23 protein-coding genes and 1 pseudogene are annotated in these 25,049 nt (G+C 61.1%); 13 read left to right on the top strand and 11 right to left on the bottom strand.

Features of this window, described 5'->3' with window-relative positions:
* Nucleotides 1-7 precede the first annotated feature (7 nt).
* The 3 genes and pseudogenes from FJD34_RS15530 to coaBC all read right to left on the bottom strand — a co-directional run.
* Nucleotides 8-1,414 (bottom strand): annotated as a pseudogene (locus FJD34_RS15530) (phosphomannomutase/phosphoglucomutase); the annotation flags it as partial.
* Nucleotides 1,415-1,562: 148 nt separating this feature from the next.
* A complete protein-coding gene (gene dut, locus FJD34_RS15525) occupies nt 1,563-2,018 on the bottom strand; it encodes a dUTP diphosphatase (RefSeq protein WP_029289808.1) in 456 nt (151 codons plus the stop codon).
* A gap of 5 nt (nt 2,019-2,023) precedes the next feature.
* Nucleotides 2,024-3,232: a bifunctional phosphopantothenoylcysteine decarboxylase/phosphopantothenate--cysteine ligase CoaBC gene (gene coaBC / locus FJD34_RS15520; RefSeq protein WP_029289805.1), complete on the bottom strand. Its 1,209-nt coding sequence runs from the start codon at nt 3,230-3,232 to the stop codon at nt 2,024-2,026.
* A 131-nt stretch (nt 3,233-3,363) separates the two neighbouring features.
* Between coaBC and radC the strand changes: the two genes are divergently transcribed.
* The gene (gene radC, locus FJD34_RS15515) at nt 3,364-4,038 is read left to right on the top strand and encodes a RadC family protein (protein WP_032856818.1); all 675 of its coding nucleotides are present in this window, start codon (nt 3,364-3,366) and stop codon (nt 4,036-4,038) included.
* Between the two features lie 47 nt (nt 4,039-4,085).
* Here radC and FJD34_RS15510 read toward each other — a convergent pair whose 3' ends face one another.
* Nucleotides 4,086-5,678 carry an ABC transporter substrate-binding protein gene (locus FJD34_RS15510; RefSeq protein WP_065943611.1) on the bottom strand — a complete coding sequence of 531 codons (1,593 nt, stop codon included), beginning with the start codon at nt 5,676-5,678 and terminating at the stop codon, nt 4,086-4,088.
* 458 nt (nt 5,679-6,136) lie between these two features.
* Here FJD34_RS15510 and rpmB point away from each other — a divergent pair, with 458 nt between their 5' ends.
* Both rpmB and rpmG read left to right on the top strand, forming a co-directional pair.
* The gene (gene rpmB, locus FJD34_RS15505) at nt 6,137-6,370 is read left to right on the top strand and encodes a 50S ribosomal protein L28 (protein ID WP_007920377.1); all 234 of its coding nucleotides are present in this window, start codon (nt 6,137-6,139) and stop codon (nt 6,368-6,370) included.
* Nucleotides 6,371-6,381: 11 nt separating this feature from the next.
* On the top strand, nt 6,382-6,537 hold the full coding sequence (rpmG, locus tag FJD34_RS15500; RefSeq protein WP_003176906.1) for a 50S ribosomal protein L33: 156 nt from the start codon (nt 6,382-6,384) through the stop codon (nt 6,535-6,537).
* 80 nt (nt 6,538-6,617) lie between these two features.
* On the opposite strand, the gene FJD34_RS15495 is transcribed toward rpmG, so the two are convergent.
* Entirely contained in the window at nt 6,618-6,980 is a 363-nt protein-coding gene (locus tag FJD34_RS15495; RefSeq protein ID WP_090292432.1) for a cupin domain-containing protein, read from the bottom strand.
* A gap of 228 nt (nt 6,981-7,208) precedes the next feature.
* Here FJD34_RS15495 and FJD34_RS15490 point away from each other — a divergent pair, with 228 nt between their 5' ends.
* Nucleotides 7,209-8,702, top strand: coding sequence for an aldehyde dehydrogenase (locus FJD34_RS15490; RefSeq protein ID WP_032856822.1), 1,494 nt, complete (start codon nt 7,209-7,211; stop codon nt 8,700-8,702).
* 163 nt (nt 8,703-8,865) lie between these two features.
* Nucleotides 8,866-10,008, top strand: coding sequence for an MFS transporter (locus tag FJD34_RS15485; protein ID WP_032856823.1), 1,143 nt, complete (start codon nt 8,866-8,868; stop codon nt 10,006-10,008).
* A gap of 22 nt (nt 10,009-10,030) precedes the next feature.
* Here the strand turns inward: FJD34_RS15485 and FJD34_RS15480 are convergent, their stop codons facing one another.
* Nucleotides 10,031-11,599: a phospholipase D family protein gene (locus tag FJD34_RS15480; RefSeq protein WP_090292429.1), complete on the bottom strand. Its 1,569-nt coding sequence runs from the start codon at nt 11,597-11,599 to the stop codon at nt 10,031-10,033.
* A gap of 62 nt (nt 11,600-11,661) precedes the next feature.
* Complete coding sequence (locus FJD34_RS15475; protein WP_032856825.1) at nt 11,662-13,095, bottom strand: aminotransferase-like domain-containing protein; 1,434 nt, start codon at nt 13,093-13,095, stop codon at nt 11,662-11,664.
* 166 nt (nt 13,096-13,261) lie between these two features.
* On the opposite strand from FJD34_RS15475, the gene FJD34_RS15470 reads away from it, so the two are divergent.
* A complete protein-coding gene (locus FJD34_RS15470) occupies nt 13,262-13,495 on the top strand; it encodes a DUF1127 domain-containing protein (RefSeq protein WP_090292428.1) in 234 nt (77 codons plus the stop codon).
* A gap of 1 nt (nt 13,496) precedes the next feature.
* Here the strand turns inward: FJD34_RS15470 and FJD34_RS15465 are convergent, their stop codons facing one another.
* On the bottom strand, nt 13,497-14,789 hold the full coding sequence (locus FJD34_RS15465; protein ID WP_090292427.1) for an NAD(P)/FAD-dependent oxidoreductase: 1,293 nt from the start codon (nt 14,787-14,789) through the stop codon (nt 13,497-13,499).
* 115 nt (nt 14,790-14,904) lie between these two features.
* Between FJD34_RS15465 and FJD34_RS15460 the strand changes: the two genes are divergently transcribed.
* Entirely contained in the window at nt 14,905-15,258 is a 354-nt protein-coding gene (locus tag FJD34_RS15460) for a YkgJ family cysteine cluster protein (protein WP_029289779.1), read from the top strand.
* A 112-nt stretch (nt 15,259-15,370) separates the two neighbouring features.
* Here the strand turns inward: FJD34_RS15460 and FJD34_RS15455 are convergent, their stop codons facing one another.
* Nucleotides 15,371-15,859, bottom strand: coding sequence for an Lrp/AsnC ligand binding domain-containing protein (locus tag FJD34_RS15455; protein ID WP_003206849.1), 489 nt, complete (start codon nt 15,857-15,859; stop codon nt 15,371-15,373).
* A gap of 156 nt (nt 15,860-16,015) precedes the next feature.
* Between FJD34_RS15455 and dadA the strand changes: the two genes are divergently transcribed.
* The 6 genes from dadA (at nt 16,016) to FJD34_RS15425 (ending at nt 22,109) form a co-directional block, all read left to right on the top strand.
* Nucleotides 16,016-17,317: a D-amino acid dehydrogenase gene (gene dadA / locus FJD34_RS15450; protein WP_032856828.1), complete on the top strand. Its 1,302-nt coding sequence runs from the start codon at nt 16,016-16,018 to the stop codon at nt 17,315-17,317.
* Nucleotides 17,289-17,642, top strand: coding sequence for a RidA family protein (locus tag FJD34_RS15445; RefSeq protein WP_032856829.1), 354 nt, complete (start codon nt 17,289-17,291; stop codon nt 17,640-17,642). Before dadA ends, FJD34_RS15445 begins: the two co-directional genes overlap by 29 nt.
* Nucleotides 17,643-17,719: 77 nt before the next feature.
* The gene (gene alr, locus FJD34_RS15440) at nt 17,720-18,793 is read left to right on the top strand and encodes an alanine racemase (protein WP_090292424.1); all 1,074 of its coding nucleotides are present in this window, start codon (nt 17,720-17,722) and stop codon (nt 18,791-18,793) included.
* Nucleotides 18,794-18,909: 116 nt separating this feature from the next.
* Entirely contained in the window at nt 18,910-19,458 is a 549-nt protein-coding gene (locus FJD34_RS15435; RefSeq protein ID WP_032856831.1) for a cupin domain-containing protein, read from the top strand.
* Nucleotides 19,459-19,639: 181 nt separating this feature from the next.
* Entirely contained in the window at nt 19,640-20,053 is a 414-nt protein-coding gene (locus FJD34_RS15430; protein ID WP_032856832.1) for a c-type cytochrome, read from the top strand.
* A 133-nt stretch (nt 20,054-20,186) separates the two neighbouring features.
* A complete protein-coding gene (locus FJD34_RS15425; RefSeq protein WP_090292422.1) occupies nt 20,187-22,109 on the top strand; it encodes an acetyl-CoA hydrolase/transferase C-terminal domain-containing protein in 1,923 nt (640 codons plus the stop codon).
* 130 nt (nt 22,110-22,239) lie between these two features.
* Here the strand turns inward: FJD34_RS15425 and FJD34_RS15420 are convergent, their stop codons facing one another.
* Nucleotides 22,240-22,812 (bottom strand): xanthine phosphoribosyltransferase, encoded by a 573-nt coding sequence (locus tag FJD34_RS15420; protein ID WP_029289761.1) that lies wholly within the window; start codon nt 22,810-22,812, stop codon nt 22,240-22,242.
* Between the two features lie 57 nt (nt 22,813-22,869).
* Nucleotides 22,870-24,879, bottom strand: coding sequence for a DNA helicase Rep (gene rep, locus FJD34_RS15415; protein WP_032856834.1), 2,010 nt, complete (start codon nt 24,877-24,879; stop codon nt 22,870-22,872).
* Nucleotides 24,880-25,049: the final 170 nt, after the last annotated feature.

The raw sequence follows: 25,049 nt of genomic DNA, 5'->3' as shown, positions 1-25,049 counted from the left end.
CAAATAATCAGAACGGTAGTTGGAGATCAGGGGCAACACGTTTCAACTGGGCGTGGAACACGTCCTTGATGCGCTGCAACTCGGCCTCGGTATCCGCCTCGAAACGCAGGACCAGCACCGGCGTGGTGTTGGACGCGCGAACCAGGCCCCAGCCTTCGGCATAATCGACTCGCACACCATCAATGGTGGTCAGGTTGGCGCCTTCACCCCATTGCGCATCGTGCAGTGCGTCAATGATGCTGAATTTGCTCTCTTCGGTCACATGGATATTGATTTCCGGCGTGGAAATATCGTTCGGGAAGGTCTCGAACAGATCTTCGGCGCTGGATTTCTCCTTGCTGAGGATCTCCAGCAGGCGCGCGGCACTGTAGATGCCGTCGTCAAAACCGAACCAGCGCTCCTTGAAGAACACGTGGCCGCTCATTTCGCCGGCCAGTAGGGCGCCGGTTTCCTTCATTTTCTTTTTGATCAACGAGTGACCAGTCTTCCACATCAGCGGACGGCCACCGTATTCCTTGATCAGCGGTGTCAGGCGACGGGTGCACTTCACGTCAAAAATAATCTCGGCGCCTGGGTTGCGCGCCACCACGTCGCGGGCGAACAGCATCAGCAGGCGGTCGGGGAACACGATGCTGCCGGTGTTGGTCACCACGCCCACGCGGTCGCCGTCGCCATCGAAGGCCAGGCCGAGATCGGCGCCCACTTCTTCGACCTTGGCGATCAGATCCACCAGGTTTTCAGGTTTGCCCGGGTCCGGGTGATGGTTGGGGAAGTGGCCGTCGACGTCGCAGAACAGCGGGATCACTTCGCAGTTCAGGGCTTCGAGCAATTGCGGAGCTATCACGCCGGCTGCGCCGTTGCCGCAGTCCACCACGACCTTCAGGCGACGCTCAAGCTTGACGTCACGGGTGATTTCATCCGAATACCGCTGGAGGATATCGACCTGGGTGATGCTGCCTTTGCCGCTGGTCAGGTCGTTGGTTTTCAGGCGCGTGTGCAGGGCCTGGATCTGTTCGTTGGCCAGGGTGTCGCCGGCGATCACGATCTTGAAGCCGTTGTAGTCCGACGGGTTGTGGCTGCCGGTGAGCATGACGCCCGACTTGCCGGCCAGCACGTTGGCGGCGTAGTACAGCGCCGGGGTCGGCACCAGGCCGACGTCGCTGACATGGCAGCCGCTGTCGGCCAGGCCCTGGATCAGGCGCTCCACCAGCTCGGGGCCGGACAGGCGGCCATCACGGCCTACCGAGACGTTGGGCTCGCCCTGGGCCAGGCTCTGGGAGCCGATGGCGCGGCCGATCCAGTAGGCGGTTTCGGCGGTCAGGGTTTTCGGCACGACGCCACGGATGTCGTAGGCGCGGAAAATGCTGTCGGGAAACGTCGGTGCGACTGGGGCTGCGTTGCTCATCACTGGGGAAACTCCATCGATACGGTACGGACAGGCCTGAATGTGGCGACCGGCAGGCTCAAACTGAAGGGTAAGACGGCGTTTTTGCCCTAGAGTTCGTGGTGCGAAAATGCCATCGGGGCATGTCGGACGCAGAGCCCGGCATGCCTGAGCGTAGTCAGTGGCTGCCGGAATGCCCGAAACCGCCCGCGCCACGCTGGGTTTCGTCGAACTCGGTCACCAGCTCGAAATGCGCTTGCACCACCGGCACCAGGACCAGTTGAGCGATGCGCTCGCCGACGGCGATGTTGAAAGCGGTCTGGCCACGGTTCCAGCACGAGACCATCAATTCGCCCTGGTAGTCGGAGTCGATCAGGCCCACGAGGTTGCCCAGCACGATCCCGTGTTTGTGACCCAGGCCGGAGCGCGGCAGGATCAGCGCTGCCAGGCCGGGATCGCCGACGTAGATCGACAGGCCGGTGGGGATCAGCAGAGTCTGGCCCGGCTCAAGGACGGTGTCCTGCTTGAGCATGGCGCGCAGGTCCAGGCCGGCGGAGCCCGGTGTGGCGTAGGCCGGCAGTGGGAATTCGCTGCCGATGCGGGGGTCGAGGATCTTGGCTTGCAAAGCGTGCATGGAAATTAAACCTGGTTCAGCCGTTGGGCGATAAAAGAGATCAGTTGGCGGGCAATCTTGCCCTTGCTGGTCTGGGCGAAAAGGGTGGCGTGCAGTTCGCGGTCAATCACGCTGCAAGCGTTTTCCTCGCTGTTGAAGCCGATACTCGGGTTGGCGACATCATTGGCAACGATCAGGTCGAGGTTTTTGTCTTTGAGTTTGCGTGCGGCGTAGTCCAGCAGGTTTTCGGTCTCGGCGGCGAAACCGACGCTGAACGGACGATCCGCGCGGGTGGCGATGGTGGCCAAAATGTCCGGGTTGCGCACCATTTGCAGGAGCAGGCCGTCGCCGCTTGTAGGGTCTTTCTTGAGTTTTTGCGGCGCAACCACTTCCGGGCGGTAGTCTGCGACCGCTGCCGAAGCGATAAACACATCGCAGGGAATCGCTGCCTCACAGGCCGCAAGCATGTCGCGGGCGCTGACTACGTCGATGCGGGTGACCCGGTCTGGGGTTGGCAGATGCACTGGGCCTGTGATCAGGGTCACGCGCGCGCCTGCCTCAACCGCCGCTTCAGCCAGGGCAAAGCCCATTTTCCCTGAGCTATGGTTGGTGATGTAGCGCACCGGGTCGATGTTTTCCTGGGTCGGGCCGGCGGTAATCAGCACGTGCTTGCCGGTCAGGGCCAGGTGCTGGAAGCACTCGGCGGCGCACAGCGCCAGGTCGGTGGCTTCGAGCATGCGGCCCAGGCCGACGTCGCCACAGGCCTGGCTGCCGGAGGCCGGGCCGAAGACCTTGAGGCCACGGCTTTGCAGCAGTTGGGTGTTGGCCTGGGTCGCCGGGTCGCGCCACATGGCCTGGTTCATCGCGGGAGCGATGGCGACAGTGGCGTCGGTGGCCAGTACCAGTGTGGTCAGCAGATCGTCGGCAATGCCTTGGGCGAGGCGGGCGATCAGGTCGGCAGTGGCGGGTGCGATCAGCACCAGGTCGGCCCATTTTGCCAGCTCGATATGACCCATGGCAGCTTCGGCGGCCGGGTCCAGCAAATCCAGGTGAACCGGGTGGCCGGACAGGGCCTGCATGGTCAGCGGGGTGATGAACTCACTGCCGCCACGGGTCATGACCACACGCACTTCGGCGCCCTGGTCCAGGAGCCTGCGAACCAACTCTGCGCTCTTGTAGGCGGCAATGCCGCCGCCGACGCCGAGAACGATGCGTTTCCGATACAGACGCTGCATTGGTTTGCCTTTCCAGTTCAGTGATGGCGTTGCGATCCCCCCTCCCCAGGTGAAATCGCGCGCAAAAAAGAGCGGCTAAGATAACACAGCGCCCGCCATGCAACAGCGGCGCACATGCACACGGAGGTGCCATGAGTATTCGCAACTGGCCTGTGGCGGAGCGGCCACGGGAGAAGCTTTTGGAGTTGGGGGCGGCGAGTCTCTCGGATGCCGAGCTGCTGGCGATTTTCCTGCGTACCGGCGTCTCGGGTAAAAGTGCCGTGGACCTGGCGCGCCATCTGTTGGCGCAATTTGGCAGCCTGCGTGCGCTGCTGGAGGCCCGGCAGAGCGTATTCATCCAGCATCTGGGCCTGGGGCCGGCGAAGTTTGCCCAACTGCAGGCTGTGCTGGAAATGGGTCGGCGCCATCTGGCCGAGCATGTGCGTAATGAGTCGGTGCTGGAAAGCCCGGTGGCGGTGCGTGATTACCTCAAGGCCCTGCTGCGTCATGAGCCCCACGAGATATTTGGTTGCCTGTTTCTCGACTCAAGGCATCGGGTGCTGGGCTTCGAAGCATTGTTCCAGGGCACCATCGACAGCGCTACGGTCTACCCGCGACAAGTGGTCAAGCGCGCCCTGGACTACAACGCTGCGGCATTGATCCTGTGTCACAACCATCCATCCGGGAGCACCGAGCCGAGCATTGCTGATCGAAAATTGACCAAAGTGCTGCAAAAGGCCCTGGATCTGGTGGATGTGCGGGTACTGGATCACATTATTGTCGGCGATGGTGACCCGCTGTCGATGGCCGAATATGGATGGATATAACGCAATCCCTTGTAGGAGCCGGCAAGCCGGTTCCTACAAGGGGCGGGTCAGGGTTTGACGCTGACTTTGGAGAAGTCCTGCCGCCCAAACGGGCTGACCTGGTACCCCTCGACATTCTTGCGTGTCAGGGCAAAGGCCGTCGGGTGAGCCAGTGGCAACCATAGCGCCTGCTGTTGGATCTGCGCCTGCGCCTGTTGGTACAGCTTGCTGCGCACGCCTTGCTCGTTGGTGGTCTTGCCAGCGCTGATCAGCTTGTCCAGAGCCGGGTCGCAGTAACGGGCGAAGTTGGTGCCGGATTTGACCGCCGCGCAGGAAAACTGCGGGGTCAGGAAGTTGTCCGGGTCGCCATTGTCGCCGGCCCAGCCCATGAACAGCAGGTCGTGCTCACCGGCCTTGGCGCGGCGGATCAGCTCGCCCCATTCGATCACGCGGATCTCTGCCTGGATGCCGATCTTGGCCAGGTCGGCCTGCAATAGCTGGGCGCCCAGGCTCGGGTTGGGATTGAGCAGGCTGCCAGATGGCCGGGTCCAGATAGTGGTCTTGAAACCGTCCTTGAGCCCGGCGCGATCCAGCAGCCCCTTGGCCTTGGCGATGTCCTGTGGATACCCCGGCAGCTCCTTGGCAAAACCCCAGGTATTGGGCGGGTAAGGCCCATTGGCAGCTTCGGCGGTGCCTTCAAACACAGCCTTGAGGTAGCTGGCCTTGTCGAAGGCCAGGTTGATTGCCTGGCGCACTTCGGGTTTGTCCAGTGGCGGGTGCTGGCTGTTGATGGCGACAAAGGCCGTCATGAAGGCGGCAGTTTTTTCCACCTTGAGCACTGCGTCCTTTTGCGCCTCACCGATATCCAGGGGCTTGGGCGACAAGGCAATCTGGCATTCATCCCGGCGCAGCTTCTGCAAGCGCACATTGGCGTCCGGGGTGATGGCAAAGATCAAGTTATCCACAGCCGGTTTGCCGGCAAAGTAATCCGGGTTGGCCTTGTAGCGAATGGCCGCATCTTTCTGGAAGCGCCCGAACACGAACGGCCCGGTGCCGATGGGTTGGCTATTGAGCTTTTCCGGGGTGCCGGCCTTGAGCAGCTTGCCTGCGTATTCGGCCGGGTAGATCGAGGCAAAGCCCATGCTCAGCGCGGCAAGGAACGTGGAGTCGGCGTGATCCAGGGTAAAACGCACGGTCAGCGGGTCCAGGGCGTCGATCTTTTTGATCAGCGCTGGCAGTTGCAACGACTGGGCATGGGGGAAGCCGCTCTGGGCGATCTTGTGCCAGGGGTTGGCCGGGTCGAGCATGCGCTCGAAGCTGAAACGCACGTCTTCGGCGGTCAGGCTGCGGCTCGGGCTGAAGTACGCGGTGCGGTGGAATTTGACGTCCGGGTGCAATTTAAAGGTGTAGGTCAGGCCGTCCGGCGAGACTTCCCAGCTATCGGCCAGGCTCGGCACCAGCTTGCCGCTCGCGGCGTCGAAGTCCACCAGGCGGTTCATCAGCACATCCGCCGAGGCGTTGGTGGTGGTCAGCGAGTTGTATTGCACCACATCGAACCCTTCGGGGCTGGCCTCGGTGCAGACGCTCAGCGTAGAGGCTGCCTGGGCCAGCGGGGCGAGGAAGAGCGGGGCGAGCAATAAGGGTAGGGCAGCGAGACGCATGGTCGGTTTCCTGTGCAGATCGAAGGCCCATCTGCGAGTGCAGTCTGGAAAAGTCCTACCGTAGTAGGCTGATTGGCAAATGACTAGCCCATATTTACCTGTGCAGGGGCCGTAAATGCTGTTTTGATGGCACTGCAGATCATTTTGCCCGGCGCCCTGGCGTACACGTAGCAGCGATAAAACATTCGGTGCGACGAGCGGTTCAATTGTACAGCGGCCCATCCTGGCTGCACTTGGGGCCTGTGTGGGCGAGATTTACAGCGGGAAAAACACACCGGCTGTTGTTGCACTGGGGTCTTTCTGGTATAAAGCAGCGCTCTTTTCTAGGGGCCCGGTTCCTTCACTGTAGGTGTAGCCGGTAAGACCCTTAAAGAAACGCGGCGCCTGGCGCCAAATGACTGAGAGATTAAGCGGCCAACCCATGCCGGGTTGGGCATGTGGTTTTAGAGGGCTGAGGCATGTCGAGAGTCTGTCAAGTTACCGGTAAGGGTCCGGTGACTGGGAATAACATTTCCCACGCAAACAACAAAACCCGTCGTCGTTTCCTGCCAAACCTGCAGCATCACCGCTTCTGGGTTGAAGAAGAGAAACGTTTTGTCCGTCTGCGCGTATCTGCCAAAGGCATGCGCATCATCGACAAGCGTGGCATCACTGTCGTGCTCGCTGAACTGCGCCGCGACGGCAAAATCTAAGGAGCTATATCATGCGTGAATTGATTCGAATGATCTCTAGCGCCGGTACTGGTCACTTCTACACTACCGACAAGAACAAGCGTACTACCCCGGACAAGCTCGAAAAGAAAATGTTCGACCCGCGCGTTCGCAAGCACGTGATCTACAAAGAAGGCAAAATCAAGTAATTGGTTTTCTTTCTTGTGAAAAAAACCCGTATCTCACGATGCGGGTTTTTTTTGCCTTGGAAAAAGTCGCGCGCGACCGATCAGGCTTTTTCTTCGAATATCACGTAGATCTTGCGGCATGACTCCAGCACTTCCCAGGTGCCACTGAAGCCGGCCGGGATGACGAAGCGATCGCCGGCGCGCAAGGTCTTGGCGTTGCCGTCGGCATCGCGCAGCACCGAAACCCCCTGCACGATCTCGCAATACTCGTGTTCGGTGTAGTTGACCTTCCATTGCCCGGCTTCACCTTCCCAGACCCCGGCGTTCATCTGGCCGCACGGGCTGTTGTAGTGGTTGTAGACCGTTTGCTCGGGATCGCCCTTGAGGATTTTTTCTGCGGCGGGGCGGTAGCGTTCGGCGGTGGTGTTCGCCTGGCTGAAATCGACGATATCCTGAATGTTCATGCACGTATCCCGTCTAGGCCTGGGGTTGGAGAGCCAAAGTCTATGTTTATTAAAATGAACATCGCAAGGGCGTTTGCTGCCGTTATGTCAAATATATTGAAACATCCCTTGTGGCTGGTTTAGGGTGGCGGGTGCCTCGGACCGAATAGCTGGCTGGCCGGGCAAGCATTTGGAAGGGAACTGGTGATAACGCCGGGCCCTTATATTTAATAAGAGGAGGACACTCGCATGACCACCCTGACCCGTGCCGACTGGGAACAACGCGCCAAGGACCTGAAGATTGAAGGCCGCGCGTACATCAATGGCGAATACACCGCCGCCGTTTCCGGCGACACGTTCGAATGCCTCAGCCCGGTCGATGGCCGCCTGCTGACCACGGTTGCCAGCTGTGACGTCGCCGACGCCCAGCGCGCCGTGGAAAACGCCCGTGCCACCTTCAACTCCGGCGCCTGGTCACGCCTGGCCCCGGCCAAGCGCAAAGCCACCATGATCCGTTTCGCCGCGCTGCTCAAGGCCAATGCCGAAGAGCTGGCCCTGCTTGAAACCTTGGACATGGGCAAGCCAATCGGTGATTCCCTGGGCATCGACATTCCAGGCGCAGCGCAAGCCCTGAGCTGGAGCGGCGAGGCCATCGACAAGATTTACGACGAAGTCGCTGCCACTCCCCATGACCAACTGGGCCTGGTGACCCGCGAGCCCGTCGGCGTGGTGGCGGCCATCGTGCCGTGGAACTTCCCGCTGATGATGGCCTGCTGGAAACTGGGGCCGGCGCTTTCCACCGGTAACTCGGTCGTCCTCAAGCCGTCGGAAAAATCGCCGCTGACCGCCATCCGCATCGCTGCCCTGGCCGTTGAAGCCGGTATCCCCAAAGGCGTGCTCAACGTGCTGCCGGGCTACGGCCACACCGTGGGCAAGGCCCTGGCGCTGCATATGGACGTGGACACCTTGGTGTTCACCGGTTCCACCAAGATCGCCAAGCAACTGATGATCTACTCCGGCGAGTCGAACATGAAGCGCGTCTGGCTGGAAGCGGGCGGCAAGAGCCCGAACATCGTGTTTGCCGATGCTCCGGACCTGCAGGCCGCTGCTGAATCCGCCGCTGGCGCCATCGCCTTCAACCAGGGCGAAGTTTGCACCGCCGGCTCGCGCCTGCTGGTGGAGCGTTCGATCAAGGACAAATTCCTGCCGATGGTGATCGAGGCCCTCAAGGGCTGGAAGCCGGGCAACCCGCTGGACCCGGCCACTAACGTCGGTGCGCTGGTGGATACCCAGCAGATGAACACCGTGCTGTCGTACATCGAAGCCGGGCACGCCGATGGCGCCAAACTGGTGGCCGGTGGCAAGCGTACCCTGCAGGAGACCGGCGGTACCTACGTCGAGCCGACGATTTTCGACGGCGTGACCAACGCCATGAAGATTGCCCAGGAAGAGATCTTTGGCCCGGTCCTGTCGGTGATTACCTTCGACAGCGCTGAAGAAGCCGTAGCCATCGCCAACGACACGCCTTATGGCCTGGCCGCTGCGGTATGGACCTCGGATATCTCCAAGGCACACCTGACCGCCAAGGCCCTGCGTGCCGGCAGCGTGTGGATCAATCAGTACGATGGCGGCGACATGACCGCGCCGTTTGGCGGGTTCAAGCAGTCGGGTAACGGTCGCGACAAGTCGCTGCACGCGTTCGATAAATACACCGAACTGAAGGCGACCTGGATCAAGCTGTAAGCAACCTAGCTGATCCCTTGTAGGAGCGAGCTTGCTCGCGAAAAACGTCAACGATAACGCGTTCTGTCTGGTTGAACGCGGTGTTCTTGAGTTCTTCGCGAGCAAGCTCGCTCCTACAGTTCGTTTTACCGTCCATGAATGAGTTATCCACAGGAGCGTGGCAATGCGTTGGGCGACTTATTTCGCCGTCCTGGCTTCGGTGCTCAGCGTCGGCCTTGCCCTGGGCGTCAGCATGCCGCTGGTGTCCCTGCGCCTGGAAAGCTGGGGCTATGGCAACTTTGCCATCGGCATCATGGCGGCCATGCCGGCGTTCGGCGTGTTGCTGGGCGCCAAGGTGTCCAGTCGCCTGGCTTCCTGGCTGGGCACGGCAAACCTGATGCGCCTGTGCCTGTGGGCCGGGGCGATTTCCATCGGTTTGCTGGCGGTATTGCCCAGCTACCCGGTGTGGCTGGTGCTGCGGTTGATGATCGGGGTGATCCTGACCATTGTGTTTATCCTCGGCGAAAGCTGGATCAACCAACTGGTGGTGGAACAGTGGCGTGGCCGGCTGGTGGCGCTGTATGGCTGTACCTACGCCTTGAGCCAGCTGTCGGGGCCGTTGTTGCTCGGCGTGCTGGGTACCGATCATGACTATGGCTTTTGGGTTGGCGTCGCTCTGTTGATCGTTGCGCCATTCCTGCTGCTGGGGCGTAGCGGGGCACCGACGGCGGAGGCCTTCAGCGTGACCTTTGGCGATTTATGGGGATTTTGCCGGGGCTTGCCGGCGATTGCCTGGGCGGTGGCGTTGTTTGCCGCGTTCGAGGCGATGATTCTGACACTGCTGCCGGTGTATTGCCTGCAGCAGGGTTTCACTGCCGAGGTGGCACTGGCGATGGTCAGCACCGTGGTTGTAGGCGATGCGCTGCTGCAATTGCCGATTGGTGCGTTGGCCGATTACCTGCCCAGGCGCACCCTGTTCCTGGGGTGTGCGGTGCTGTTGCTGGTGTCGAGCCTGGCGATTGCGCCGTTGCTCGATACCTGGCTGATCTGGCCGATCTGGGTACTGTTTGGTGCTAGCGCCGGCGGCTTGTTCACCTTGTCGTTGATTCTGATCGGCGAGCGCTACCGTGACGATGCGCTGGTGCGGGCCAATGCCCATATTGCGCAGTTGTGGGGCATTGGCTGCCTGATCGGGCCGCTGGTGGCGGGCGCCGGTAGCCAGTGGATCAGCGGGCATGCGTTGCCGCTGTTGATGGCGGCGGGGGCGTTGGGGCTGGTGATTTTGTTGCTGCGCCAAGGAGCGTTTGGCGCCGAGCAACCAGCCTAGGCAAGCCTGCTCCTACAGGGATTCAGAGCATGCGTTCCAAGCCCACCGTGGTGGCGAACCAGGCATTGAACCGGCGCCACCAACTGCCTGGTTCGCGGGTCAGGGTGTGCAGTTGGCCGTTATCTTCCGTCACCCAGACCACTTGGCCACCCTGCAGCTTGGCCTCATAACTCAAGGCCGGTGCCATCCCTTGCAGGGCCAGCTTGCGCACATGCTCGGCCAGCTCCGGGCTGTCCACCAATACCCCGACTTCGGTGTTCCACAGCACCGACCGCGGGTCGGAATTGAACGAGCCGATAAACGATTTTTGTCGATCGAAGATCATTGCCTTACTGTGTAGGCTGGAGTCCGAGCCATACAGCGAACGGCTGCCCAGCAGGTGCGGGCCACTGCCACCGCCGCCGTCTCCAGGTTGGCGGCGCAGCTCGTAGAGTTTCACCCCGTGTTCCAGCAGCGCCTTGCGATAGGGGGCGTAGCCGCCGTGTACCGCCGGCACGTCGGTGGCTTCCAGGGAGTTGGTCAAAAGGCTCACCGCAACCCCCGCGTCCGCGCGACTGGTCAGGTACACCAGGCCCGGTTGGCCGGGGACGAAGTAGGCCGAGATCATCATCAGTTCGTGGCGCACACCTTCCAGCTCGGGCGCCAGTTGAGTGGTGAGCAGCAAGCGTGGATCAGGATCGGCCTTGGCCAGGACCTTGCTCGGCGCGTCCCACAGCGCCTGGTTCCAGGCCCAGATCAGTTCCCGGCGCCAGATCTCCATGCGTGGTTGGGTCTTGTAGGTCCGCAGGCGGTTATACAGGGCATGGTTTTGCTGGCGCGACTCGGCCAGAGACGTCTCCAGCAGCCCGCGCGCCGTGGCCAGGTCGCGGGAGGACGGGGCGCTGGAGATAAAGTCGGCGATAGGCTTGCTCAGCGCACTGTTCCAGTACTGATCAAAGCTGTGGCCCAGCTGTTCGGCCACCGGCCCCACGCTGAGCATGTCGATGTCGGTGAAGTTCAGGTTGGGCTCGGCATCGAAATACTCATCTCCCAGGTTGCGCCCGCCGACAATCGCCACGCTGTTATCCGCCAGCCACAGCTTGTTGTGCATGCGCCGGTGTTGCAGCGACAGGTTGAACAACCGGCCCATGGCGCGCGTCGCCCCGGTGCTGCGGCCCAGGTGCAATGGGTTGAACAGGCGAATCTGGATCTGCGGGTGCGCGGCCAGGGTGGCGATGATTTGGTCCAGGCCGTCGCTGGTGGTGTCGTCCAGCAGGATGCGCACCCGCACGCCACGGTCGGCCGCCGTGAGCAACTCGTCTACCAGCATGCGCGTGCTGATACCGTCATGGACGATGTAGTACTGCAAGTCGAGGCTGGTCTGGGCATTGCGGATCAGTTCGGCGCGGGCCATGAACGCTTCGCTGCTGTTGGGCAGCAGGCGAAACCCGGAGCGGCCCTTGTAGGGCACGGCCTGGGCCTGGATCGAGCGGCCGAAGGCGGACTGCGTCGCCGGCAGCGCCTCGCTGGGCACGCGGGGTACGTCCAGGGTGGCGCAACCGCCCAGGCCCAGGAACCCAAGCAGGAAAAACGCTAACAGCCTTTGGCTCATCAAGGAGACAGGTTCCGAATCAGGGCGGTGGTGGGTATATGACGGTGATTGATGGCAAAAGGTCAGTCCACCCGTGGCTCGGCTTCGGCCAGCATCTTGATCGCTGTTGCCCCGACCTTGCGCACCGCCTCTTCAACCTGGGGTGTTGGCTTGGCAGCGTAGTTCATCCGCAGGCAGTTCCGGTATTTGCCCGAGGCGGAAAAGATGCTGCCTACCGCAATCTGCACCCCTTGTTCGACCAAGGCCCGGTTGAGCTTGAGGGTATCGAACCCGTCGGGCAGTTCCACCCACAGCATAAAGCTGCCCTGGGGCCGGCTGGCCCGGGTGCCGGCGGGGAAATAGCGGCTGACCCAATCGAGCATCAGGTCGCGATTGCGCTGGTATTGGGTACGCATCCGCCGCAAATGGGGTTCGAAGTGCCCGTTCTTGAGGAATTCGGCAATGGCGATCTGTGGTTGGGTGGCGGTGGAGCCGGTGCTGATGTACTTCATGTGCAGCACCCGTTCCAGATAACGGCCAGGTGCCACCCAGCCGATTCGCAGGCCGGGGGCCAGGGTCTTGGAGAATGAGCTGCAGAGTAGGACACGGCCATCTTCGTCGAAGGATTTGATGGTGCGCGGTCGTGGGTAGCTGTAGGCCAGTTCGCCATACACATCGTCTTCGATAATCGCCACGTCAAAGCGCTGGGCCAGGGTCAGCAATGCCCGCTTGCGCGCCTCGGGCATGATGTAGCCCAGGGGGTTGTTGCAGTTGGGGGTCAGCTGGATAACCTTGATCGGCCATTGCTCCAGGGCCAGTTCCAGGGCTTCGAGGCTGATACCGGTCAGCGGGTCGGTGGGGATTTCCAGGGCTTTCATGCCCAGGCCCTTGAGGGTTTGCATGGCGCCGTGGAAGCTCGGCGAGTCCACGGCGACGATATCGCCGGGCTCGCAAATCGCACGGATGCTGGAGGACAACGCCTCGTGGCAGCCGGTGGTGATCACGATGTCCTGGGCGTCGAGCTGGCAGCCGGAATCCAATGACAGACGGGCTATTTGCTCACGCAATTCCATACAGCCGTAGATGTTGTCGTAGTACAGGCCCGGCAGGTCCTGGCGCCGGCTGACCCGGGCGAGGCTGCGCAGCAAGGGCTTGATGGTCGGTGACAGTACATCCGGCATGCCGCGGCCCAACTGTATGACGTCTTTGCGCGGCACCGCGCGGACCAGCTCCAGTACCTGGTCCCACTGGGAAATTTCCACCGGACGCTGGGCCGGCCGACCCACGGCGGGCAGCGCCGGCAGCTCGCGCCCGACGGGCACGAAGTAGCCGGATTTTGGCTTGGGCGTGGCCAGGCCGTTGTCTTCCAGCAGCCGATAAGCCTGCTGCACGGTGCTCAGGCTGACCCCATGTTCCACGCTCAGAGCACGTACCGAGGGCAGGCGATCGCCGGGGCGATAGAAGCCCTGTTCGATGCGGGTACCCAGCAATTCGGCGAGGTTGACGTAGAGGGTCATGGCGGTCGCTCCCGGGGGACCAGTACAGATGAAGGGAAAATACAGGATTCAGCCCGTGTTTGGCAGTATCTGTATGGATTTAATAAAGGTTGGTTGAATCTGTAATGGTTTTGTCGCGCCATTCATTCTAGTCACTCATGGCAACAGGCAAATGAGGGGCAGGACAATGAGTGGCTTGAGCGATGTGCGGCTGGCGCTACACAGTCAGGAACTGGAAGCAGGGCAGGAACGTGGGATGACCGGGCTGGCGCCTGGCAATCCGAGCTGCTGGGAACTGTTCTGGCGCCGTCGCCATACGCGCAAGGCCTTGCTGGGCCTGAGCCGGGAGCAATTGCGTGATATCGGCCTGACTGCCGAACAGGCGCGCCAGGAAGGCTTGAAGCCGTTCTGGCGCGGGTGAGTCAGAGCAGTTCTTTCATGCGGTGCCAGAGCATGCCCAGGGCCAATAGCGGTGAGCGCAAATGCTTGCCGCCGGGGAAGGTGATGTGGGGCACCTGGGCAAACAGATCGAAGCGCCCACGGTGCTGGCCGCTGATGGCTTCGGCCAGCAGCTTGCCCGCCAGGTGGGTGGCGTTCAGACCGTGGCCGGCATAGGCCTGGGCAAAGTACACATTGGGGTGGTCGGCCAGCCGGCCAATCTGCGGTAGGCGGTTGGCACCGATGCCGATCATGCCGCCCCATTGGTAGTCGATCTTCACCTCGGCCAATTGCGGGAAAACCTTGAGCATCTTCGGCCGCATATACGCGCCAATGTCCTGGGGATCACGCCCGGAATAATGGCAGGCACCGCCAAACAGCAGGCGCCGGTCGGCCGACAGCCGGAAGTAATCCACTGTGACCCACTGATCACACACGGCCATGTTTTGCGGCAGCAGTTCGGCGGCCTGGGCCGGGCTTAAGGGTTCGGTGGCGATGATGTAGCTGCCGGCGGGCAGCACCTTGCCGCTCAGGTGGGGGTTGAGGCCATTGAGATAGGCATTGCAGCCCAGCACCAGGGTCTTGGCGCGCACGCAACCCTGGGCGGTGTGGACTTTGACTTCAGGGCCGTAGTCGATGCGCAGCACCTGGGACTGTTCAAACAGCCGTGCGCCCAACTGCTGGGCGACGGCGGCTTCACCGAGGGCCAGGTTCAGCGGGTGCAGGTGGCCGGAGCCCATGTCGATCATGCCGCCCACGTAACGGTCGGACCCGATCACGCTGCGCATTTCCCCGGCTTGCAGCAGGCGCAGTTCATGGCGATAACCCAGGTCGTGCAACTCTTCGGCATCGGCGGCCAAGCCTTGCAGGTCGCGGGGCTTGTTGGCGAGGTCGCAGTAACCCCAGGTCAGGTCGCAATCAATCTGGAAGCGCTCGACCCGCTGGCGCACGATTTCCACGGCTTCCAGGCCCATCAACTTCATCTGCCGCACGCCTTCGGTGCCGACCACATTGGCAAACTGATCGAGGCCATGGCCGACGCCACGAATCAACTGTCCGCCATTGCGCCCGCTGGCGCCCCAGCCGATCTTGCGCGCCTCCAGCAGCACCACGCTAAACCCGCGTTCAGCCAACTCCAGGGCCGTATTCAACCCAGAGAACCCGCCGCCCACCACGCACACATCGGCGACGACTTCGCCCGCCAAGGCCGGGTAATCGGGTTGCGGCAGGCTGCTGGCGGCGTAGTAGGAAGCGGTGTGCCGGGCGCTGGCGATCATGGGAAGCATCCGTGTCTGGAAAATTTGACGCAGGATACAGCGGTCGGGTGAAGCTGTCTCACCCAGGGGTTTTAGGGCAAAATCCACACCTATTCGCCGTTCGGTATGGGTTTCGATGAGTTGCAACAGCCAGAAAGTCAACGCGCTGCGCCGGCAGATTCCCTCGTTTGAGTGTGTGCCGGGTTGCCATGATTGCTGTGGGCCGGTGACTACATCCACCGAGGAAATGTCGCGCCTGCCGCGCAAGACCGCAGCCGAGCAGGAAGCGGCCATGGATGAGCTGAACTGTGTACACCTGGGGCCCAACGGTTGCACGGTGTACGACGAGCGCCCATTGATCTGTAGGTTGTTTGGTACTACGCCCAGCCTGCCATGCCCCAACAACCGTGGGCCGGTGGAGCTGATTCACCCGCGGGTGGAGAAGCAGATCCACGAGTACATGGCGACCACCCGGCAGGTGCTGGTCTGACAGAGGTACTCGGTCAAAAGGTGGGAGCTGGCTTGCCTGCGATGACGGTGTGCCAGGCAATGAAAATGGCGGCGGGTTGATCGCTATCGCAGGCAAGCCAGCTCCCACAGGATCAATCCGGGATCGGCAGGTTCAGGCTTTCCTTCACCTCTTCCATCACGATATAGCTCTTGGATTCGCGCACATGGGGCAGCTTGAGCAGGATGTCGCCCAGCAGTTTGCGGTACGAAGCCATCTCGGAAATCCGCGCCTTCACCAGGTAGTCGAAATCCCCTGAAACCAGGTGGCACTCCAGCACATGGGGCAGTTTCAGCACAGCACGTCGGAATTCTTCGAAGGTATCGCCGGATTTGTAGTCGAGGCTGATCTCGACAAACACCAGCAGGCTACCCTTCAAGTGCTGCGGATTGAGGCGGGCGTTGTAACCCATGATGATCCCCTCGCGCTCCAGGCGCCGGACCCGTTCGGTGCAGGGCGTGGTCGACAGCCCTACCTTTTCCCCCAGCTCGGTAAACGAAATCCGCCCGTCCGCTTGCAGGATGCGCAGGATGTTGCGGTCGATCTTGTCCAGCTCCCGCTTGGTCTGGGTATTGGTCCGCATAGGGGATGCTCCTCCGTGAAAAGGGTTTTTGCCGAGAATTGTCGCCAAATATAGGCACTTATATAGTGAAATGCACTGGTCATTGCTTTTTATACTGCCCACATCTTTGTGCTGAACAACAAACGTCAGCGGTCAAGCCGTGATGAGGATATAAAAATGCGCGTTTTGGTCTTGGGTAGCGGTGTCATTGGTGTGGCCAGTGCCTACTATTTGGCGCGTGCCGGTTTTGAGGTGGTCGTGGTCGACCGTCAGCCGGCCGTTGCAATGGAGACCAGCTTCGCCAACGCCGGCCAGGTCTCGCCCGGCTATGCGTCGCCATGGGCCGCGCCGGGCGTACCGCTCAAGGCTATCAAGTGGTTGCTGCAGCGCCATGCGCCACTGGCGATCAAGGCCACGGCCAATATCGACCAGTACTTGTGGATGGCGCAGATGCTGCGCAACTGCACCGCCAATCGCTATGCGGTGAACAAGGAGCGCATGGTGCGTCTGTCCGAGTACAGCCGCGACTGCCTCGATGAACTGCGCGCTGAAACCGGCATTGCCTACGAAGGCCGTAGCCTGGGTACTACCCAATTGTTCCGCACCCAGGCACAACTGGATGGTGCGGCCAAGGATATTGCCGTGCTCAAAGAGTCCGGCGTACCGTTCGAGCTGCTCGACCGTGCCGGCATTGCCCGCGTCGAGCCGGCCCTGGCCAGCGTCACGGATATCCTGGCCGGTGCCTTGCGCCTGCCCAATGACCAGACCGGCGACTGCCAGATGTTCACCACGCGCCTGGCCGATATGTGCAAGCAGTTGGGCGTTGAGTTCCGTTTCGAGCAGGACATCCAGCGCCTGGACCACGCCGGTGATCGTATCAACGGTGTGTGGATCGACGGCAAGCTGGAAACCGCTGACCGCTACGTGCTGGCCCTGGGCAGTTACTCGCCACAGTTGCTCAAGCCGCTGGGGATCAAGGCGCCGGTGTATCCGCTCAAGGGTTACTCCCTGACCGTGCCGATCACCAACCCGGCGATGGCTCCGACCTCGACCATTCTCGACGAAACCTACAAGGTCGCGATCACTCGCTTCGACAACCGCATCCGGGTCGGTGGCATGGCTGAAATAGCCGGTTTTGACCTGTCGCTGAACCCACGCCGGCGCGAAACCCTGGAGATGATCGTCAACGACCTTTATCCTCAGGGCGGTGATTTGAGTGAAGCGACGTTCTGGACCGGCCTGCGCCCGACCACCCCGGACGGTACGCCAATTGTCGGCGCCACCCCTTTCAAGAATCTGTTCTTGAATACCGGCCACGGCACCCTCGGCTGGACCATGGCCTGTGGCTCTGGTCGCTTGCTGGCGGACCTGATGGCCAAGAAAACCCCGCAGATCAGTGCCGCAGGCCTTGATATTTCCCGTTATGGCAGCCCTCAGGAGTCCACAAAACATGTCAATCCAGCGCCAGCTCACCAATGAGCGCATGAGCCAGATCGTTGTCCACAGCGGTACCGTGTATCTGGCAGGGCAGGTCGGCGACGACATGAGTGCCGGGATTGAACAGCAGACCCGTGAAACCCTGGCCAATATCGAGCGTTTGCTGGATCTGGCCGGTACCGACAAAACCAAGTTGCTGTCGGTGACGATCTACCTCAAAGACATCGACGCCGACTTTGCCGGCATGAACGCGGTATGGGACAAGTGGCTGCCAAAAGGCGTCGCACCCGCCCGTGCCACGGTCGAGTCGAAACTGTGTGAGCCAGAAATCCTGGTCGAGCTGTCTGTCGTGGCCGCTCTGCCTTAAACGATCCCTCTTCCGGTGCCGGCGCTGTCGGTCGGTACCGGTTTTTTCTTCCTACCGCCGCCTAGAAGCCTGCCGCCATGCGTCCTGCCCGTGCCCTGATCGACCTACAAGCCCTGCGCCACAACTACCAATTGGCCCGCGAACTGACCGGGGCCAAGGCCCTTGCCGTGATCAAGGCCGACGCCTACGGCCATGGCGCCGTGCGCGTGGCCCAGGCCCTGGAAGACCAGGCCGACGGTTTTGCCGTGGCCTGTATCGAGGAGGCGCTGGAACTGCGCGCTGCCGGAATTGGTGGGCCGGTGTTGTTGCTCGAAGGGTTCTTCGAGGCCGACGAACTGCCGCTGATCATCGAGCATGACTTCTGGTGCGTGGTGCATTCGTTGTGGCAGCTGGAAGCGATTGAACAGGCGCGCCTGAGCAAGCCGCTGACGGTGTGGTTGAAGCTGGATTCGGGCATGCACCGGGTCGGGTTGCATCCCAAGGATTATCACGACGCTTACCAGCGCCTGCTGGCCAGTGGCAAAGTGGCCAAGATCGTGTTGATGAGCCACTTCGCCCGTGCCGATGAGCTGGACTGCGCGAGCAGCGATGAACAGGTCGCGGTCTTCGAGGCCGCGCGCCAGGGCTTGGCGGCCCAGGTCAGCCTGCGCAACTCGCCGTCGGTGATGGGCTGGCCGAGCGTTTCCAGCGACTGGGTACGGCCCGGCATCATGCTTTACGGTGCGACGCCCTTCGGCGAAGACCAGGCGGTTGCCGCGTGTTTGCAGCCGGTGATGACCCTGGAGTCGAAAGTCATCTGCGTGCGCGAATTACCGGCGGGCGAGCCAGTGGGTTACGGCGCGCGATTCGTGACGCCCAAGCCGATGCGTATCGGTGTGGTTGCCATGGGTTATGCCGATGGTTATCCACGGCATGCGCCGACCGGCACGCCGGTACTGGTCGCCGGCCAGCGCAGCCAGTTGTTGGGGCGGGTGTCGATGGACATGCTGTGCATCGACCTGACCGATGTACCCCAGGCGGGTCTGGGTTCAACCGTCGAGTTGTGGGGCAAAAACATCCTCGCCAGCGATGTGGCGACCGCCGCCGAGACCATCCCCTATCAGATTTTCTGCAACCTGCGCCGCGTGCCACGGCTCTATTCCGGCGCTTAGCCGCCGGCTACAGATGAAGCCCACCGGGATTCAGACCAAAGTGTTGTAAATACTGAACGCTGTCGCCATGATAACGCTCAATTACAACAAAGCCTGAATCCTAGGAGGCTCCTGCATTGGACGTCGGCGAACGACTGCAATCCATCCGTAAACTGAAAGGTCTTTCCCAGCGTGAGCTCGCCAAGCGTGCGGGCGTCACCAACAGCACCATTTCGATGATCGAGAAAAACAGTGTCAGCCCCTCCATCAGCTCCTTGCGCAAGGTGCTGGGCGGCATCCCCATGTCCATGGTCGAGTTCTTTTCCGAAGAGATCCTCCAGGAAAAACCGACGCAGATCGTCTATAAAGCCAATGAGCTGATCGACATCTCCGATGGCGCGGTCACCATGAAACTGGTGGGCCGGGCACATCCCAGCCGGGCGATTGCGTTTCTCAACGAAATCTACCCGCCAGGCGCTGATACCGGCGAGGAAATGCTGACCCATGATGGCGAGGAAACCGGGATCCTGTTGGAGGGTCGTCTGGAATTGGTGGTAGGCGCCGAAATTTTTGTGCTCGAAGCCGGCGATAGCTACTACTTTGAAAGCACCAAGCCGCACCGTTTTCGCAATCCGTTCGATGTGCCGGCGCGACTAATCAGCGCAGCCACACCCGCGAACTTTTAACAGAAGAGGCGCCCTGCCTACCTTGCAGAGGTGCCCGTAGTTGCATTTCGCCCTGCTGAATCTCCCCTTGGATAATAGGGTTGTTTCAGTGAGGCGGCCTAACCGTTATACTTTCGCCGCCTGCGAAACCGTGGCCGCAGGCGTGAATAGCCACCATGAGGGTGAACGCGTGAACCTAATTATGAAAATGCTGGCTGTACCAGCAACCGTACTGGCCCTTTGGGCTGCCAGCGCTCAAGCTGCGACCAATGATGATATTGCCAAGCGCCTTGAACCCGTCGGGAAGGTCTGTATTCAGGGTGAAGAATGCAAGGGCATGGAAGTCGCTGTGACAGCGGGCGGCGGCGGCGCGAAAACGCCGGACGAGATCATTGCCAAACACTGCAACGCTTGCCACAGCACGGGCCTGTTGGGCGCACCGAAAATCGGTGACACCGCAGCCTGGAAAGAGCGCGCCGACCACCAGGGCGGCCTTGACGGCATCCTGGCCAAGGCCATCACCGGCATCAATGCCATGCCGCCTAAAGGGACGTGCGCCGATTGCTCGGATGCTGACCTCAAAGGTGCGATCGAGAAGATGTCTGGTTTGAAATAAACCGATCTTCGCCAAAAAGCCGCTGACCAGCGGCTTTTTTGTGCCCGCAATTTGGTTGCCAAGGCTGTTCATTGCAGCAAAGACCCGGCAAGCTCGGTCCAACCTCAATTCATGGAATGTTCAGGAGGGTCGGATGGTGCAGTTGTGTTCAATCGAGCAAGCGGTCGACGACGTACTGGCACGCTTGCCTGCGCATATTCACATGGGGATGCCGCTGGGCCTGGGCAAGCCGAACCTGTTTGCCAACGCGTTGTACCGGCGCATCGCCAAGCTGCCCGAGCGCGAGCTGACGATCTACACCGCCCTGAGCCTGGGTCGCCCGCCGTTGGGCGATGGTTTGCAGAAGCGCTTTCTCGAACCGTTTATCGAGCGGGTGTTTGGCGACTATCCTGAACTGGACTTCCTCGCCGCCCTGCGCAAGGGCAGCCTGCCGGCCAATATCCACGTGCAGCAGTTCTTCATGCAGCCCGGTAGCCTGTTGCACAGCGCCCAGGCCCAGCAGGATTACGTCAGCAGCAACTACAGCCATGCCGCCCGCGATATCAACGCTGCCGGCCTGAACCTGGTTGCACAGTTGGTGGCCAGCAGCAGTGAGCACCCGGATCGCCTGAGCCTGAGCTGCAACCCTGATATCACCCTCGACCTGTTGCCGATGATCGCCAAGCGCCGCGCGGCCGGGGAGACCATCCTGGTGGTCGGTCAGGTGCATGAGGACTTGCCCTACATGCCGGGCGACGCCGAGTTGGGCATGGACCAGTTCGACTTCCTGATCGACGAGAAAGACCACACCACACTGTTCTCCACACCGAACATGCCGGTGGGGTTCCAGGACCATTTCATCGGTTTGCACGCCAGCACCCTGGTGCGCGATGGCGGTACCTTGCAGATCGGCATTGGTTCGATGGGTGACGCCCTGACCGCTGCGCTGCTGGCGCGCCAGGCCGATAACGAAGGCTACCGGCAGTTGCTCACTGACCTGGATGTGTACCAATGGGCGCCGCTGATCAGCCGTGAGGGCGGGGTCGAGCCGTTTGCCCGGGGCCTCTACGGTTGCAGCGAGATGTTCGTCAACGGCCTGCTGGTGCTGGCCGATGCCGGGATTGTGCGGCGCAAGGTCTACGCCGATGTGGCGACACAGACGCAGGCCAACGCGGGCCTGCTGGACGATGCAGCACAGCCCGACGGCGTGTCGATCCATGGCGGTTTCTTCCTGGGGCCGCGTAGTTTTTACCATCGCTTGCAGGAAATGACTCACGCCAAGCGCCAGGCATTCAACATGACCCGCATCAGCTATATCAACGAGCTGTACGGGCAGGAAGAACTCAAGCGTTTGCAGCGCGTGGATGCGCGGTTTATCAACAGCGCGATCATGGTGACGTTGCTGGGTGCAGGCGTTGCCGACCAATTGGAAGACGGCCGCGTGCTCAGCGGTGTGGGCGGGCAATACAACTTTGTCGCCCAGGGTCATGCGCTGGAAGGCGCGCGCTCGATCCTGATCCTGCGCAGCTGGCGCGAATCGGCCGGCGAGGTCAGCTCCAATATTGTCTGGGAGTACGGCCATTGCACGATTCCACGACACCTGCGCGATATCGTGATCACGGAATACGGCATCGCTGACTTGCGCGGCCAGACCGACGCCAAGGTGATCGAGGCGCTGCTCAATGTCACCGACTCACGGTTCCAGGCCGACTTGATCGAACAGGCGCAAAAAGCCGGCAAGTTGCCCAAGGATTTTGCGCTCGACCCACGCTTTGCCGACAATACGCCCGAGCGGTTGCAGGCGGTGCAGGCGCGCCATTCAAGGCTGTTTCCGGAGTATCCGCTGGGCAGTGACTTCAGTGATGAAGAGCGGGATTTGTTGCGGGCGCTGAATTGGCTCAAGAGCAAGTTCAAGCTGACGGAGATTCTGGAGTTGGGCAAGGCGGCGCTGGATGCGCCGGAGCCTGCGGCGTTTCCCGGGCATCTGGTGCGGATGCGCCTGGATAAGCCGCAGGGGTTTAAAGAGGACCTGTATCAGCGCTTGCTGCTCGCAGGCCTCAAGGCCACCACACACTAACGGCCACCACAAACCCAATGTGGGAGCGGGCTTGCTCGCGAATGCGGTCTGTCAGCCAGTTCATGAGTGGCTGATCCACCGCTATCGCGAGCAAGCCCGCTCCCACATTTTTAACTGTGCTCGCTCACCTTCAGTCGATGAAGGTCACGACCCCACCGGCCAGGGACTTCACCCGCGCCAGCGATTCAACACGGTAGCCCTGGGCATCCAGCTCCGCACGGCCACCCTGGAACGACTTCTCGATCACAATCCCCAGGCCCGCCACGGTGGCGCCGGCCTGTTTGATGATCGAAATCAGCGCCTGGGACGCCTTGCCGTTGGCCAGGAAGTCATCGATTACCAGCACGCGATCGCTGCTGGTCAGGTGGCGCGGGGAGATCGCCACGGTGCTTTCGACTTTCTTGGTGAAGGAATACACCGTCGCCGACAGCAGGTTTTCCGTCAGGGTCAGGGACTGTTGCTTACGGGCGAAAATCACCGGCACGCCGAGGTTAAGGCCGGTCATGATCGCCGGCGCGATGCCCGAGGCTTCGATGGTAACGATCTTGGTGATCCCCGAGTCCTTGAACAGCGCGGCGAATTCGTCGCCGATCAGCTTCATCAGCGCCGGGTCGATCTGATGGTTCAGAAAGGCGTCGACTTTGAGTACCTGGTCGGAAAGCACGATGCCTTCTTCGCGAATTTTCTTGTGCAGTGCTTCCACAAAAGCTTCCTCTGGTGGCGCAAGGGGCGCCGAAAGTAGATTAAAAAGTAGTCGATTCTAGCGCTTTAGCATCGCGCGTATATCTGCCAGGGCGGTGTTGCCGCGTACCGCCTTGACTTCAGTCGGGGTGTCGTCGTTGCCTTCCCAGGCCAAATCGTCCGGTGGCAGTTCATCGAGGAAGCGGCTCGGGGCGCAGTCGATGATCTCGCCGTATTGCTTGCGCTTGGCCGCAAAGGTGAAGGCCAGGGTCTGGCGCGCGCGGGTAATGCCTACGTAGGCCAGGCGCCGTTCTTCTTCAATGGTGTCGGCTTCGATACTGGAGCGGTGTGGGAGGATTTCCTCTTCCATGCCCATGATGAACACATAGGGGAATTCCAGGCCCTTGGACGCATGCAAGGTCATCATCTGCACGCCTTCGGCGCCATCTTCTTCTTCCTGCTGACGTTCAAGCATGTCGCGCAGGACCAGCTTGCCGATCGCGTCTTCGACGGTCATTTCGCCGTCTTCGTCTTTTTCCAGGGTGTTCTTCAACGCTTCGATCAGGAACCAGACGTTGCCCATGCGGTAATCCGCGGCCTTGTCGCTGGAGCTGTTGGTGCGCAGCCAGTTTTCATAGTCGATGTCCATGACCATGCTGCGCAGGGCGCTGATCGGGTCTTCGCCGGCGCACTGCTCGCGCACCTTGTCCATAAAGCGCTTGAAGCGCGACAGGCGATCGGTGAAGCGCGTGTCCAGGTGCTCGCCCAGGCCGATTTCGTCGGTGGCGGCGTACATCGAGATCTTGCGTTCGGTGGCGTAGTTGCCGAGTTTTTCCAGGGTCGTGGAGCCGATTTCCCGGCGCGGCACGTTGATCACACGCAGGAAGGCGTTGTCATCGTCCGGGTTCACGATCAACCGGAAGTAGGCCATCAGATCCTTTACTTCCTGGCGTCCGAAAAAGCTGTTGCCGCCCGACAGGCGATACGGAATCTGGTGGTGCTGCAACTTCAGCTCGATCAGCTTGGCCTGGTAGTTGCCGCGATACAGGATGGCGAAGTCGCTGTAGGGGCGGTCGGTGCGCAGGTGCAAGGTCAGCAACTCGACGGCCACGCGCTCGGCTTCGGCATCTTCGTTGCGGCAGCGGATCACGCGGATTTCGTCGCCATGGCCCATCTCACTCCACAGTTGTTTCTCAAACTCGTGGGGGTTATTGGAGATCAGCACGTTGGCGCAACGCAGGATACGACTGGTGGAGCGGTAGTTCTGCTCCAGCATCACCACTTTCAAGGACGGGTAGTCGACCTTGAGCAGCATCAGGTTTTCCGGGCGCGCACCGCGCCAGGCGTAGATCGACTGGTCGTCGTCGCCCACCACGGTGAACTGGTTGCGCGTACCGATCAGCAACTTCACCAGCAAATACTGGCTGGCGTTGGTGTCCTGGTATTCGTCCACCAGCAGGTAGCGCACCTTGTTCTGCCACTTTTCGAGGATGTCGGCGTGTTCCTGGAACAGCTTGACCGGCTGCAGGATCAAGTCGTCGAAGTCCACCGCATTGAACGCCTTGAGCGTGCGCTGGTAGTGGGTGTAGACGATGGCGGCGGTCTGTTCCTTGGGGTTGCGTGCGTTTTCCAGGGCTTCGGGGGGCAGGATCAGGTCGTTTTTCCAGGCGCCGATCATGTTCTTGATCTCGTCGACGCCGTCGTCGCCCGCGTATTCCTTCTGCATGATGTCGGTCATCAGGGCCTTGACGTCGGTCTCGTCAAAGATCGAGAAGCCCGGCTTGTAGCCCAGCCGCGCATGCTCCTTGCGGATGATGTTCAGCCCCAGGTTGTGGAAGGTACACACGGTGAGGCCACGGCCTTCGCCACCCTTGAGCAGGGTGCCGACGCGCTCTTTCATCTCGCGCGCGGCCTTGTTGGTAAAGGTCATGGCGACGATGTACTGGGCACGGATGCCACAGTTCTGGATCAAGTGCGCGATCTTGCGGGTGATCACGCTGGTTTTGCCGGAGCCAGCACCGGCGAGCACCAATAGAGGGCCGCCGACGTAGTTCACGGCTTCTTGCTGCCGGGGATTGAGTCGGGACATACGGAATTTTGGGAGTCATTGTTCAAAAGGGCGGGCATTTTAACAGGCTGGCAAGATTCTGCTGCCTCTGAACGACAGTGTGACGTACCACTCGATCTAAATTTGCCGCTTTTGTTACTTTGACGCAGGATGTGCGGGGTTTTTGGGTCTATCGTTCGATCTAGAGCCGC

Origin of the sequence: Pseudomonas brenneri, assembly GCF_007858285.1 — a bacterium.
Classification (GTDB): Bacteria; Pseudomonadota; Gammaproteobacteria; order Pseudomonadales; family Pseudomonadaceae; genus Aquipseudomonas; species Aquipseudomonas brenneri.
This window is presented reverse-complemented; position numbering and strand designations above follow the sequence as displayed.

Coding starts and splice junctions, on each gene's coding strand:
- FJD34_RS15475 (WP_032856825.1), bottom strand. CDS start 13,095: ATGACCCTCTACGTCAACCTCGCCGAATTGCTGGGTACCCGCATCGAA.
- coaBC (WP_029289805.1), bottom strand. CDS start 3,232: ATGCAGCGTCTGTATCGGAAACGCATCGTTCTCGGCGTCGGCGGCGGC.
- dut (WP_029289808.1), bottom strand. CDS start 2,018: ATGCACGCTTTGCAAGCCAAGATCCTCGACCCCCGCATCGGCAGCGAA.
- FJD34_RS15430 (WP_032856832.1), top strand. CDS start 19,640: ATGAAAATGCTGGCTGTACCAGCAACCGTACTGGCCCTTTGGGCTGCC.
- FJD34_RS15455 (WP_003206849.1), bottom strand. CDS start 15,859: ATGCGGACCAATACCCAGACCAAGCGGGAGCTGGACAAGATCGACCGC.
- dadA (WP_032856828.1), top strand. CDS start 16,016: ATGCGCGTTTTGGTCTTGGGTAGCGGTGTCATTGGTGTGGCCAGTGCC.
- FJD34_RS15445 (WP_032856829.1), top strand. CDS start 17,289: ATGTCAATCCAGCGCCAGCTCACCAATGAGCGCATGAGCCAGATCGTT.
- FJD34_RS15425 (WP_090292422.1), top strand. CDS start 20,187: ATGGTGCAGTTGTGTTCAATCGAGCAAGCGGTCGACGACGTACTGGCA.
- FJD34_RS15495 (WP_090292432.1), bottom strand. CDS start 6,980: ATGAACATTCAGGATATCGTCGATTTCAGCCAGGCGAACACCACCGCC.
- rep (WP_032856834.1), bottom strand. CDS start 24,879: ATGTCCCGACTCAATCCCCGGCAGCAAGAAGCCGTGAACTACGTCGGC.
- rpmB (WP_007920377.1), top strand. CDS start 6,137: ATGTCGAGAGTCTGTCAAGTTACCGGTAAGGGTCCGGTGACTGGGAAT.
- FJD34_RS15485 (WP_032856823.1), top strand. CDS start 8,866: ATGCGTTGGGCGACTTATTTCGCCGTCCTGGCTTCGGTGCTCAGCGTC.
- FJD34_RS15490 (WP_032856822.1), top strand. CDS start 7,209: ATGACCACCCTGACCCGTGCCGACTGGGAACAACGCGCCAAGGACCTG.
- alr (WP_090292424.1), top strand. CDS start 17,720: ATGCGTCCTGCCCGTGCCCTGATCGACCTACAAGCCCTGCGCCACAAC.
- radC (WP_032856818.1), top strand. CDS start 3,364: ATGAGTATTCGCAACTGGCCTGTGGCGGAGCGGCCACGGGAGAAGCTT.
- FJD34_RS15465 (WP_090292427.1), bottom strand. CDS start 14,789: ATGATCGCCAGCGCCCGGCACACCGCTTCCTACTACGCCGCCAGCAGC.
- FJD34_RS15510 (WP_065943611.1), bottom strand. CDS start 5,678: ATGCGTCTCGCTGCCCTACCCTTATTGCTCGCCCCGCTCTTCCTCGCC.
- FJD34_RS15460 (WP_029289779.1), top strand. CDS start 14,905: ATGAGTTGCAACAGCCAGAAAGTCAACGCGCTGCGCCGGCAGATTCCC.
- rpmG (WP_003176906.1), top strand. CDS start 6,382: ATGCGTGAATTGATTCGAATGATCTCTAGCGCCGGTACTGGTCACTTC.
- FJD34_RS15470 (WP_090292428.1), top strand. CDS start 13,262: ATGAGTGGCTTGAGCGATGTGCGGCTGGCGCTACACAGTCAGGAACTG.
- FJD34_RS15480 (WP_090292429.1), bottom strand. CDS start 11,599: ATGAGCCAAAGGCTGTTAGCGTTTTTCCTGCTTGGGTTCCTGGGCCTG.